The sequence below is a fragment of the Variovorax sp. VNK109 genome (assembly GCF_049445855.1).
Taxonomy (GTDB): domain Bacteria; phylum Pseudomonadota; class Gammaproteobacteria; order Burkholderiales; family Burkholderiaceae_C; genus JAGOCV01.
Window position 1 is genome coordinate 349558 of record NZ_JBMSDV010000001.1, and the last position, 12727, is coordinate 362284.

Consider the following 12727-nt stretch of genomic DNA (forward strand, 5'->3'; position numbering starts at 1 on the left):
GCTCCGCACAGTTCTGCTTATCCACATGCCGAAATCCTAAAGGCAGCGCCCGGTGCACGCAAGGGTAATTCAGACCAGCTTCTGTTACCCTGCCCCCATGACTGCCTCCTCCCCGGCACGGCCCGAGAACGCCGCCGGCTCCTCACCTTCTTCCGCCATGTCTTCCGGCCTCGTCGTGCTGGTGCTGTCGCTGCTGCTGGGCATCCAGCCGATCACGACGGACGTTTACCTGCCTGCCCTGCCTGCGCTCACACAGGGCTTCGGCGCACCGATGACGCAGGCGCAGCTCACGCTCACGGCGTTGCTGCTGGCTTTCGGCATTTCGCAGCTCGTGCTCGGGCCGCTGTCGGACCGTTTCGGGCGCCGTCCTGTCCTGTTGTGGGGCATGGGCGCGTACACCGTGGCGTCCACGGCGTGCGCGCTGGCACCGTCGATGGAAATGCTGATCCTCGCCCGGACCGTGCAGGGTGCAGCCATGGGCGCGGCGGTGATGTGCGCGCGTGCGCTGGTGCGCGACCTGTACACGCCCGAACTCGGCGCGCGCGCCATGTCGCGCGGGCTCACGGGGCTGGGCGTCATCGCCTGCCTGTGCGCGCCGGTGGGCGGCCTCGCTTCGGACATGCTGGGCTGGCGCGCGGCGCTGGCGGTGACGGCGCTGTTCGGCGCAGTCACCTTCACCATCCTCGCACTGCGATTCCGCGAGACACTGGCCGCGCCGAACGCGCGTGCGCTTCAGGCCCGCATGATCGTGGGCAACTGGTGGCACATCGTGCGCAACCCGACGTTCATCGCCTACTGCGCGCTGTCTTCGGCGTCTTACGGCGGGCTGTTCACCTTCCTCGCATCTTCGTCGTTCGTGTTCATCCAGGTGCTGGGTCTGTCGAAGACGCAGTACGGCATCGTGATGTTCTCGCAGTCGTTCATCTACATCTTCGGTACGCTGCTGTGCCGCCGCCTGTTGCCGCGCCTGGGTGTGCGCCGCTCGGTGTGGGTGGCAGGCTTCCTCACGCTCGCGGGCGGCACGCTGATGGGTGTGCTGTCGCTCGCAGGCGTGAAGACATGGTGGGCCGTCGCCGTGCCGTTCTGGATTTTCATGGTCGGCCACGGCGTGCACCAGCCCTGCAGCCAGAGCGGCGCGGTCGGCCCGTTCCCGCAGGCAGCAGGTGCGGCATCGGCGCTCAACGGTTTCGTGATGATGCTCGTGGCCTTCGCCATGGGCGGCTGGCTGGGCCGCAACATGGACGGCACGGCGTTCCCGCTGACGCTGGGCATCTGGTTCTGGAGCATCGTCATCGCCACGGTGGCGTGGACGCTGGTGCAACGCCATGGCGAAGCCCGCAAGGCCTGACAGGCACAGGACGCTCGCGCTTGCCGGGCCCACGGCCTCCGGCAAGACGGCGGCAGCGCTCGCCATCGCAGCGCGGCACAACGCAGAAATCATTTCGGTGGACTCGGCGCTGGTCTACCGCCACATGGACATCGGCACCGCCAAGCCGACGGCGCAGGAGCTGGCTTCGGTGCCGCATCACCTCATCGACATCCGCGAGCCGACGCAGAGCTATTCGGCCGCCGAATTCGCGGCGGACGCAACGCGCCTCATCGGAGAAATCCATTCACGTGGCCGCGTGGCGCTGCTCGTGGGTGGCACCATGCTGTACTTCAAGGCCTTGTTCGAAGGGCTGGACCCGCTGCCACGCGCGGACACCACACTGCGCGCCGAGCTCGATGCACAGGCCGCGCGGCTCGGCTGGCCAGCCATGCATGCCGAGCTCGCGCGCGTCGACCCCGTCACCGCCGCGCGGCTGGCGCCGGCCGACAGCCAACGCATCCAGCGGGCGCTGGAAGTGCATCGGCTCACGGGCCAGCCGCTGTCGTCCTTCCACACCGGGCGCAGTGTGCGCGACGATGTGCCACCCCTCATCTCGCTCGAACCCGTGGACCGCGCATGGCTGCACGAACGCATCGCCCGGCGCTTCGACGCCATGCTCGCGGACGGCCTCATCGATGAAGTGAAGGCGCTGCGCGCACGCGGCGATCTGCAGCCGCAGATGACCTCGATGCGTTGCGTCGGTTACCGGCAGACGTGGGAGACGCTGGACGGCGACCATCCCATGGCCGAACTGCGCGACAGGGGCATCTATGCCACACGCCAGCTCGCCAAGCGGCAGATCACCTGGCTGCGTTCGATGCCGCAGCGCATCGTGGTGGCTTGCGATGCACCGGACGCGCAGTCGCAGGTGCTGGCAAAAGCACAGGAGCTCCTCACATGAGCCTGCAGCTCGACGACGTGACCAAGCGCTATGGCGACACGCCGGTGTTCGCCCATGTGTCGCTCGAAGCCGCGCAGGGCGAGTTCGTCGCCATCATCGGCGAATCGGGCGTGGGCAAGTCGACGCTGCTCAACTGCATGGCCGCGCTCGACACCTGGGACAGTGGCCGCATCGTGCACGACGGCATTGACCTGGGCACGCTCGGCGACGAACAGCGCGCGCTCTGGCGCCGCCGTGCCGTCGGCTTCGTGTTCCAGGCTTTCCATGTGTTGCCGCATCTGGACGTGGCGCAGAACGTGGCCTTGCCCCTCATGCTGCTGGGGCAGGAAGAGCCGGCGCGCGTGCAGGCGATGCTCGCAGCGGTCGGGCTCGAAGGCCTGGGTGCACGTCTGCCGCAGCAACTGAGCGGCGGACAACTTCAGCGCGTGGCCATCGCGCGCGCGCTCATCCACCGCCCCGCCCTGCTGCTGGCTGACGAACCCACCGGCAACCTCGACCCCACGACGGCGTCGCGCGTGATGGACGTGCTGGTGGAACAGACCCGCAGCCATGGCGCAACGCTGGTGCTGGTAACCCATTCGGAAGCCGCAGCCGCACGCGCAGACCGCGTGCTGCGTCTGGCGGCGGACGGCATCCGCGGCTGAAGCGGCCAGCCACCACCAGGATTGCAGGGATTGCGCATGGCCTCCACACTTCCCGGGCTGCTGCGCACGTTTTCATGGCAGGAATTGCGCCATCACCCGTGGCGCAGCGCGGCTGCGGTGGTGGCCGTCATGCTCGGCGTGGCGCTGGCTTTTGCGGTGCAGCTGATCAACGCATCCGCGCTCGGCGAATTCGCGAGCGCAGTACGCGCCGTCAACGGGCAGAGCGATCTCGAGCTGCGCGCCACGCGCGGAAGTTTCGATGAAACGGTCTTCGCGCGCGTCGCCACGCACCCTGCCGTGCAGATTGCCAGCCCGGTGCTGGAGCTGACGACGCTCGCACAGAGCGGCAATTCCGCGCAACGCATTCCCCTGCGCGTGCTGGGCATCGACGCACTGGTGGCACCCGCCATCGCCCCTGCGCTGATGCCCCAGCCGGTTGCCGGCGAGGACAGGTTCGCCATGTTCCTGCCCGGCAACGTGTTCCTCAACGCCGCAGCGAAGCAGGCGCTGTCGGCAGAAGACGGCTCGACCCTCCGCCTGCAAAGCGGCACGCTGCTGCGCGAGGCGCGCGTGGCTGGCGGCGTGGCGGCGGCTGGCGAAGCGCTGGCCGTGATGGACATCGGCGCGGCGCAGGAGCTGTTCGGCCGGCAGGGGCAACTCACACGCATCGACATCCGCCTGGTGCCCGGCGCTGATCGGGCAGCCCTGACGCGCGATCTTCCCGCAGCGGCGGGCGTGCTTGCGACGGAGGCCGGCGAGCTGGCCGAGCGCGCCAGCAACCTGTCGCGCGCATACCGCGTCAACCTCACCGTGCTGGCGCTGGTGGCGCTGTTCACCGGCGCGTTCCTCGTGTTCTCCGTGCTCTCGCTCAGTGTCGCCAAGCGGCTGCAGCAGTTTGCCTTGCTCGGCGTGCTGGGCCTCACCCCACGCGAGCGGTTGCTGCTTGTCGTCGGCGAGTCCTTCATCATCGGCGTGGCGGGCAGCGTGGCGGGCCTGGCGCTGGGCACGGCGCTCGCGTCGCTGGCATTGCGGCTGCTGGGCGGTGACCTCGGCGGCGGCTACTTCCAGGGCGCGGCACCCGCGTTGCAATGGAGCACGCCGGCCGCACTGGCCTACGGAACGCTCGGCACACTGGCCGCGCTCGCAGGCGGCTGGTGGCCCGCGCGTACCGCGCAGCGGCTGCCGCCTGCGCAGGCGCTCAAGGGCCTGGGCAGCCACTCGACGGGTGGCGACGTGTCGCGCACGCCCGGCCTGCTGCTCATGGGTGCGGGTGTGTTGCTGGCCTTCGCGCCGCCGGTGCACGGCATTCCCCTGGCCGCTTACATCAGCGTCGGGCTGTTGCTGGTTGGCGGCATCGCGACGCTGCCCTGGCTGGTGGCGCTGCTGCTGCGGGCGGTCCGCCCCCTCGCCGCCGGCCGCGTGCTTCCCATGCTTGCGCTGGAGCGCGCACGGCGCATGCGTGCGTCTGCCGCCGTGGCTGTGAGCGGCGTGGTCGCATCGCTGAGCCTGGCGGTGGCGTTGACAGTGATGGTGAGCAGCTTCCGTGAATCGGTCACGCAATGGCTCGACGTCGTGCTGCCCGCACAACTGTACGTGCGCAGCGCCACGACAGCGGGCGTCGGCGACTCGGTGTATTTCACACCGGAGCTCGTGCAGGCCGCCGCGCGCGTACCCGGCGTGCAACGCGCCACCGGTCAGCGCAACATACCCGTGCTGCTGCGGGCAGGGCAACCCCAGGTGATGGTGATCGCACGGCCGTTGCAAGACGCAGCGCGCGTGCTGCCGCTGGTCAGCGAGCCGTTGCAGCCACCCGCCGGCAGCGTCGCCGTGTACGTGAGCGAAGCCATGCTCGACCTGTATGGTGCACGCCCGGGCACGAAGCTCGCCGCGCTCGCGCAGGCGATACCCGGCGGCGACTTCTTCGTGGCCGGCGTGTGGCGGGACTATGCACGCCAGTCCGGTTCCATCGCAATGGATCTCGCAGCCTACGAACGCCTGACCGGCGACCGGCGCGTGAACGACATCGCGCTGTGGCTCGATGAAGGTGCCGATGAAGGCGCGGTGCGCGAAGGCCTGCGTGCGGCACTGGACGGCGTTCCGCTCGAATTCGCTTCCGTCGCGCAGATACGGGCCACGTCGCTGCGCATCTTCGACCGCAGTTTTGCCGTCACCTACTGGCTGCAGGCGGTGGCCATCGGCATCGGCCTGTTCGGGATTGCAGCAAGCTTCAGCGCGCAGGTGCTGGCACGCCGCAAGGAGTTCGGCCTGCTCGCGCACCTGGGCCTCACGCGGCGGCAGATCCTTGCCGTGGTGGCCGGCGAAGGCGCCGCATGGACCGTGGTGGGTGCGGTGGCAGGGCTGGCCCTGGGCATCGCCGTGTCGGTGGTGCTGGTGCATGTGGTGAACCCGCAAAGCTTCCACTGGACCATGGACCTGCTGCTGCCGTGGGCGCGCCTGCTCGCGCTGTGCGCGGCCGTGGTCGTCGCAGGCACATTGACCGCATGGCTCGCGGGCCGCGCAGCCGCCGGGCACGATGCGGTGATGGCCGTGAAGGAAGACTGGTGATCTCGCGCCGCATGTTCATGACAGCACCCGCGCTCGCCATCTCGGGCGGGCTGCACGTTCCGGCCGCCGTTGCATTGCCTCCGCGCACACTGGAGTTTCCGCGCGACCATGGCGCACACCCCGACCTGCGCACCGAGTGGTGGTACATCACCGGCACCTTGCGCAGCACGCAAGCACCCCGGCGCGAGTTCGGCTTCCAGGTGACCTTCTTCCGTTCGCGCGTGGACGGTACGCAGGGCATGTCGTCCGCCTTCGCAGCCAGGCAGATGCTGTTCGCGCACGCGGCCGTCACCGACCTGCAGGGCCGCGTGCTGCTGCACGACCAGCGCATCGCGCGCGCAGGTTTCGACATCGCCTCCGCGAGCGAGCAGGACACCGACATCCGGCTGCGCGACTGGTCGCTGCGCCATGACGGTCGACGGTACGAAGCCGGTGTGCGCGGCAACGACTTCACGCTCGCGCTGAACTTCGACGAGACACAGCCGTTGCTGCTGCAAGGCAGGAAGGGCCTGTCGCGCAAGGGGCCGGACGCCACGCAGGCGAGCTACTACTACAGCCAGCCTCAACTGGCCACCGGCGGGCGGCTGTCCATCAAGGGCCAGACATTCGAAGTGACCGGCCGCGCGTGGCTGGACCACGAATGGAGCGAGGCGCTCATGCACCCGCAGGCTGTCGGCTGGGACTGGATCGGCATGAACCTGGACGACGGAAGCGCACTCACTGCGTTCCGCTTGCGCACGAAGGACGGGCAGTCGCTGTGGGACGGCGGATCGTTCCGGGGAAAGAGCGGCCATGGCGTCGGCGACACCTACGTCTTCAGCCCCGGCGAGACGACCTTCGTCGCGCAGCGCCAGTGGCAGAGCCCGCTGAGCCGCGCGACCTATCCGGTCGAATGGCGCATCCGCACGCCGGCAGATTTCTACACCGTTCGCGCGTTGCTCGACAACCAGGAGCTGGACAGCCGCGGGTCGACCGGTGCGATCTACTGGGAGGGTTTGTCGGACCTGATCGACAGCAGCGGACGGACCGTCGGGCGCGGGTATCTGGAGATGACGGGGTACGCGAGTCCGCTGCGCATCTGAAACGCGGCGGACGGGTCAGGAAACTGCGTCTTGCGAAACTTCCCGCAGCAACGATACGAACGCCGTCGTCGCGGGTGACATGACTTCACGCGCACGCGAGTAGATCTGGAAGGTCCGCACGACGGTCGGGCTGCGGAAGGGCACGAAGCGGACATCGAAGTAAGGCGCGAGCGACGCCACATAGGCCGGCGCCGCTGTCACGCCTGAGCCACTGCCCACCAGCGCCAATGCGGTCGTGAGATAGCTGACTTTCGATGCCTGCGTCGACATGCGCTCGATGCCGCCCGGGCTCAGCGTCTGCTCCAGCTGCCGGAAGAATTCGTCCGAGTACGCGACCCACTTTTCGTTGCGCGTATCGTCCCAGGTCACCTGCCTGCGACGGGCCAGCTTGTGGCTTGCGGGGCAGACGAAGCAGATGCCGACATCGAGAAAGGGTTCGGTGAGGATTTCTTCGCTCGTCGGCCGCAGCGGACCCAGCCCGATGTCGGCTTCGTGCCGCAGCACTTCATCGGCCACGCCATCCGTCGACGAGTCCGTGAGGATGACTTCTATTTCCGGATAACGCGTCGCAAAGGTCTTGAGCACGGGCGGTAGCCAGGTGCATGCCAGCATCTGCGATACGGCCACGCGAACCACACCCCGGCGCAGTGACCGCAGGTCGCTTGCGCCGCTCTTGACCGTCTCGAGGTCATCGAGCATGCGCTGCACCAGCGGCAAGAGCTGGCGACCGGCATCGGTGAGCGTCACCGATGTCTTGCCCCGGTTGAACAGGACCAGGTTCATCTCCGACTCCAGTTGCCGCACCAGCATGCTGACGGCCGACTGCGACAGATGAAGGGCCACCGCGGCCTGCGTGAAGCTTCCATGCCTGCACACCGCCGCAAAGGCACGCATCTGGCGCAGGCTGATATTCATGAGGCAGGAAAGCGGGATTCGATGGGCTAGGAAATACAGCGAAGCACGGAACATGCCCGTTGCTGCCTGCGGTGTCGCCCCATCAGTCAACTTGATGACCCGAGCAATTTATATCGCTGGCCCGGTGCGATGCGGCTGAACATACTCGACGCAACAGCAATTCAAGGACACATGACAATGAGTATGCACAGCGGCGCAGTTGCCCTGTTCTCGGCCGCGCGCAATGCCGGCGCCGACATCTGCTTCGCCAACCCCGGAACCACCGAAATGCCGATGGTGCAGGCCCTCGACGAAACGCCCGGCATGAAGGCCGTGCTCGGTCTCTTCGAAGGTGTCTGCACCGGCGCAGCCGACGGCTATGGCCGGATGCTCGGCAAACCCGCGCTGACACTGCTGCACCTCGGCCCGGGTTTTGCCAACGGCATCGCGAACCTGCACAACGCCAAACGCGCACGGTCGCCGATCGTCAATCTCGTCGGACAGCACACGGCTTCCCACATGAAGTTCGACAGCCCCATGGCTTGCGACATAGAGTCGCTCGCCCGGCCCGTGTCGGGCTGGGTCAGGTCGTCCGCCACGGCCGACGCGTTGCCGCATGATGTGATCGATGCCATCGCCCATGCGACGGAAGAAGGCAGCGTGTCGACGCTGCTCGTGCCGGTGGACTTGCAGCAGGCGCAATCAACTGTTTCGCAGCCGCCGGTGAAAGCACCAAAGCCCGCGATCACCTCCAGCGTGCCCGACAGCCAGTTCGACGAGATCGCCGGCACGCTGCGCCTGGGCAAGCCGGTGGTCTTCCTGCTCGGCTCCAGCGCGCTGACGGTGGGTGGTGGCCGCGCGGTGGCGCGCATCCTGTCCAGCGCACCGAACGCGCGCTTCTACAGCGACACGTTCCCCGCGCGGGCCGAGCGCGGCGGCGGGCTTCCCGAAATCAAACGCCTGCCGTATGCGCCCGAAGCGGCCATCGAGGCGCTCGACATGGGCGACAGGGTGGTCCTCGTTGCGACCGCACCGCCGGTGTCGCTCTTCGGCTATCCGCATCTGCCAGGCCAGCTCGCCAGACCCGACCGGACAACCGTGCTGGCCGGAATGCGTGACGATGGCGCGATCGCGCTCGAACGGCTGGCAGACATGCTGGGTTCACCCCGCACCGTCGAGGGTGTGGAGGTGCGCCAGATGCCGGTGCTCGAAAGTGCGCTGACACCGCTCAACATCGGGGCCATCGTCGCGAACCTGCTGCCGGACGACGCGATCGTTTCCATCGAAGGCAGCACCTGCGGTCATCCGTTCTTTGCGCAATCGGTACACGCGAAACGCCACACGGTGATGACCAACACCGGCGGCTCCATCGGGCAGGCGATCCCGTGCGCGCTCGGCGCATCGCTGGCATGTCCGGGGCAGCGCGTCGTCGTGTTGCAGTCCGACGGTGGCGCGCAGTTCACGGTGCAGACGCTGTGGACCCTGGCGCGCGAGCAGTTGCCGGTCACCATCCTGATCGTGTGCAACCAGCGCTACGGCATCCTGCAGTCCGAGCTTGCGCGCATGGGCGTGAAGCAGCTCGGGCCGCAGGCGCAGGGCCTGACCGAATTCAACGCACCGCCGGTTGACTGGGTATCGCTTTCGAAGGGATACGGCGTGCCGGCCGTCCGCGTGCTCGACACGGCCGCGCTCACCACCGCGATGAACCGCTCACTGCAAGCCGAAGGGCCGATGCTGATCGAAATGGTGATCTGAGCTGCACCGTCCGGGCGCATCAGGAAACCTGATCGGCACAAGAGAAAAATTCGCTGTCCAGTGAATCGGGATTTCCATAAATTGGACGGCGTCAGGTAGGTATGTACGAACTTCTGGGGTAGCCATGCAACGTAGAAATTTCAATTCCGCCGGAGCCGCGCTGCTCCTGTCCGCCATCGCACAAGGCGTCCGTGCACAGGCCACGCAGCCGGTACGCATCCAGGTCGGCTTCGCGCCGGGGGGCGGGTTCGACACCATCGGCCGGCAACTCGCACCGCCGCTGGCGGACGCGCTCGGTCGCCAGGTCATCGTCGAGAACCGCACCGGTGCCGCCGGGCGCGTGGCCCTCGACTATGTGCGGCAGGCTGTGCCCAATGGTGACGTCATCAGCATCACCAACCAGGGTGCGATGACGCTGTTCCCCTACCTCTACAAGAACCTGCCGTTCGATCCGGTGAAGGACTTCACGCCGATCACGCGCCTCGTCTCGTTCGACTACGTGCTGGCCGTCGGCCCGGGCGCGCCGGTGAACACCTTCGCCGAATACCTTGACTGGCTGAAGAAAAACCCGGAGAAAGGCAACTACGCCTCGCCCGGCAACGGAACCACACCGCACCTGCTGGGCATCTGGCTGCACCAGAAAACCAACCTGCCGGCCGTGCATGTGCCCTACCGCGGCGTGGCGCCGGCCATGCCCGATCTCATCTCGGGTCGGCTGATCAGCGCGATCAACACGATGGGCGACCTGATCGAGTTCCACCGCGCGGGCAAGATCAAGATCATCGCCACCATGGGTTCCGAACGCAGCCCGTTCCTGCCGAACGTGCCGACGCTCAAGGAATCGGGCATCGACATCGTCGTACCCGGATGGATCGCGCTCTACGGCCCGGCGAAGATGCCCGCCGACACACTGCAGAAGACGCACGCGGCGGTGACGCAGGCGATGCAGGCCACGTCGTTCAAGGAAGGCATGCTGCGACTGGGCTGGACGGCGTCGCCCTCCACCCCGACCGAGATGGGCGATCAGCAGCGCCGCGAACTCGCCGCCTGGGGCCCGGTGATCAAGGCCGCCGGCATCCAGCCGGAAGAGTGAATGAGGCCCGAAGGCATGACCGAGCGTGAATGGCTGCTGCGCCTGGACCTCGCGGCCTGCTATCGCCTAGTTGCATGGATGGGCTGGTCGGAGATGATCTTCAACCACATCACGCTGCGGGTATCGGAACAAGGCGAGACGCCGGCTTACCTGATCAACCCGTACGGCTTGCACTACGCCGAGGTCACGGCGTCCAACCTGGTGAAGGTGGACATCGACGGCAACAAGCTCGACGACTCGCCATGGCCGATCAATCCGGCAGGCTTCGTCATCCACAGCGCGATCCATTCCGTGCGTGAAGACGCGCATTGCATCCTGCACCTGCACACCACGGCTGGCATGGCGGTGGCCTGTAAGGAAGAAGGGCTGCGGCCCGACAACTTCTACAGCGCGATCCTGAACGACCGCATCGCGTATCACGACTTCGAGGGCATCACCACCGACCTGGCCGAGCAGTCACGGTTGCAAGCGAGTCTGGGTACGAAGGACATCCTGATCCTGCGCAACCACGGCACGCTGGTGGTGGGCGGCGATGTACCGACCGCCTTCCATTCGGCATGGACGCTCGAACGCGCATGCCAGGTGCAGATGGCGGCAGACAGCATGGCGGGCCCGAACCGCGCCATCCCCGCTGACGTGCTGGCGCGTATACCGGCACAGCGCGCGCCGATGCGTGCCAACCAGCAACAACCGCGCAGGTTCATCTTCGACGCGATGCTGCGGCATGCGGGGATCGTTGCGACGGACCTGGCCTGATCTGCCCCTGGCGGCTTCGCTTCCGTAGGTGGCCAGAGAGGGCGGGGTACAGCTCCGCGAATGTCCCCCGCCGACCACGGTCGAGAGCCAACGGTCTGGGATCAGTGGGCTCCAGCCCCGGCATCACCACCCGCGCCACCACGGATCGGCCGCGCGAACCACACCAGCGGGATCAGCACGAGGAACAGCGCCGCTGACGCGTAGAAGATGTCGTTGGCCGCCAGCATGAAGGCCTGCTGGTTCACCAGCGCGTTCACCTGCGCCAGCGCCTGCTCTGGCGTCAGCCCCGCAGCGGCCAGGCCGTTCAGCGTGGATGATGCGGTCGCATTGCCCAGCGAGACGGACTCCACCAACTGGGCATGATGCAAGGCGGCGCGGCTTTCCCACAACGTGGTCGACACCGAGGTGCCAATCGCACCCGCCGTGATGCGCACGAAGTTCGACAACCCCGATGCCGCCGGCATACGCTCGGGCGGCAGGCCTGACAGCATCAGCGTCGACAGCGGGATGAAGAAGAACGCCATGGCCACGCCCTGGATCACCGTGGGCACCATGATGGTGGAGAAGTCGGCCTGTGTGCTGAAGTTCGAGCGCATCCACAGCACGATGGCGAAGATGATGAACGAGAACGACGCGTACTTGCGTGGATCGACCTTGCCCACGGTCTTGCCGACCATGGGCGAGAGCACGATGGCCAGCAGGCCGACGGGCGCCATGATCATGCCCGCATCCGTCGCGGTGTAACCCATGAACTGCTGCAGCCACAGCGGCAACAGCACCACGTTGCCGAAGAACAGGCCGTAGGCAATGGAAATGGCCAGCGTGCCCGCCCAGAAATTGCGCCGTGCGAACAGGCGCAGGTCCACCACCGGGTGCTTGTCGGTCAGTTCCCAGATGAGGAAGAACGCGAAGCCCACCACAGCCGTCGCAGCCAGCGCCACGATGATCGGCGAATGGAACCAGTCGTACTCCTTGCCAAGGTCGAGCATCAGCTGCATCGCGCCGACCCACAGCACGAGCAATGCGAGACCGATGCTGTCGATGGGCAGCTTGTGCGTGACGCTGTCACGCTTGCGGTAGATGGCCCACGCGGCGAATGCCGCAAGCATGCCGACCGGCACGTTGATGTAGAAAATCCACGGCCAGGAAATGTTGTCGGTGATCCAGCCACCGAGCAACGGGCCCATGACGGGCGCGACCAGCGTGGTCATCGCCCACATGGCCATGGCCAACCCGGCAAGTGCGCGCGGATAGCTGGCCAACAGCAGTGTCTGCGACAGCGGGATCATCGGCCCGGCGACGAAGCCCTGCAGGGCGCGGAATGCGATGAGCATCGTCATGTTGGGCGCGAGACCACACAGCAGCGAGGCGATGACGAACAGGATGACGCTGCCCACGAACAGGCGCACCTGACCGAAGCGTTGCGACAGCCAGCCGGTGAGCGGCACCGCGATGGCGTTGGCCACCGCGAAACTGGTGATGACCCAGGTGCCCTGATTGGGGCTCACGCCCAGGTCACCCGCGATGGCGGGCAGCGACACGTTGGCGATGGACGTGTCCAGCACGTTCATGAACGTGGCGGCAGACAGGGCGATGGTGCCCCAGGTCCGCGCAGCACCTTCGAGCGGAGGATGCGCGATGTGTGCGCCGGGAGACGACATGTTCGGT

The 12727-nt window shown here is 67.0% G+C and carries 10 protein-coding genes; 8 read left to right on the forward strand and 2 right to left on the reverse strand.

Going from position 1 to position 12727, the window contains the following annotated elements; genetic code table 11:
• Positions 1 to 97 precede the first annotated feature (97 nt).
• From ACO2Q9_RS01630 to ACO2Q9_RS01650, 5 genes are read left to right on the forward strand one after another with little or no spacing between them, the layout of a single operon-like run.
• Positions 98 to 1348 (forward strand): multidrug effflux MFS transporter, encoded by a 1251-nt coding sequence (locus tag ACO2Q9_RS01630; protein ID WP_423307638.1) that lies wholly within the window; start codon positions 98 to 100, stop codon positions 1346 to 1348.
• Positions 1326 to 2270 carry a tRNA (adenosine(37)-N6)-dimethylallyltransferase MiaA gene (miaA, locus tag ACO2Q9_RS01635; protein WP_423307640.1) on the forward strand — a complete coding sequence of 315 codons (945 nt, stop codon included), beginning with the start codon at positions 1326 to 1328 and terminating at the stop codon, positions 2268 to 2270. Before ACO2Q9_RS01630 ends, miaA begins: the two co-directional genes overlap by 23 nt.
• The gene (locus tag ACO2Q9_RS01640) at positions 2267 to 2914 is read left to right on the forward strand and encodes an ABC transporter ATP-binding protein (RefSeq protein WP_423307642.1); all 648 of its coding nucleotides are present in this window, start codon (positions 2267 to 2269) and stop codon (positions 2912 to 2914) included. Before miaA ends, ACO2Q9_RS01640 begins: the two co-directional genes overlap by 4 nt.
• Before the next feature lie 36 nt (positions 2915 to 2950).
• Positions 2951 to 5479, forward strand: coding sequence for an FtsX-like permease family protein (locus tag ACO2Q9_RS01645; RefSeq protein WP_423307644.1), 2529 nt, complete (start codon positions 2951 to 2953; stop codon positions 5477 to 5479).
• 11 nt (positions 5480 to 5490) lie between these two features.
• Positions 5491 to 6561 (forward strand): lipocalin-like domain-containing protein, encoded by a 1071-nt coding sequence (locus ACO2Q9_RS01650; RefSeq protein WP_423309880.1) that lies wholly within the window; start codon positions 5491 to 5493, stop codon positions 6559 to 6561.
• A 15-nt stretch (positions 6562 to 6576) separates the two neighbouring features.
• Here ACO2Q9_RS01650 and ACO2Q9_RS01655 read toward each other — a convergent pair whose 3' ends face one another.
• Positions 6577 to 7476: a LysR family transcriptional regulator gene (locus ACO2Q9_RS01655; protein WP_423307646.1), complete on the reverse strand. Its 900-nt coding sequence runs from the start codon at positions 7474 to 7476 to the stop codon at positions 6577 to 6579.
• A gap of 177 nt (positions 7477 to 7653) precedes the next feature.
• Between ACO2Q9_RS01655 and ACO2Q9_RS01660 the strand changes: the two genes are divergently transcribed.
• From ACO2Q9_RS01660 to ACO2Q9_RS01670, 3 genes are all read left to right on the forward strand, one after another.
• Entirely contained in the window at positions 7654 to 9210 is a 1557-nt protein-coding gene (locus ACO2Q9_RS01660; protein WP_423307648.1) for an acetolactate synthase large subunit, read from the forward strand.
• Between the two features lie 124 nt (positions 9211 to 9334).
• Positions 9335 to 10303: a Bug family tripartite tricarboxylate transporter substrate binding protein gene (locus tag ACO2Q9_RS01665; RefSeq protein WP_423307650.1), complete on the forward strand. Its 969-nt coding sequence runs from the start codon at positions 9335 to 9337 to the stop codon at positions 10301 to 10303.
• Between the two features lie 15 nt (positions 10304 to 10318).
• On the forward strand, positions 10319 to 11059 hold the full coding sequence (locus tag ACO2Q9_RS01670; protein WP_423307652.1) for a class II aldolase/adducin family protein: 741 nt from the start codon (positions 10319 to 10321) through the stop codon (positions 11057 to 11059).
• Positions 11060 to 11160: 101 nt separating this feature from the next.
• Here the strand turns inward: ACO2Q9_RS01670 and ACO2Q9_RS01675 are convergent, their stop codons facing one another.
• Complete coding sequence (locus ACO2Q9_RS01675; RefSeq protein WP_423307654.1) at positions 11161 to 12720, reverse strand: DHA2 family efflux MFS transporter permease subunit; 1560 nt, start codon at positions 12718 to 12720, stop codon at positions 11161 to 11163.
• Positions 12721 to 12727 lie beyond the last annotated feature (7 nt).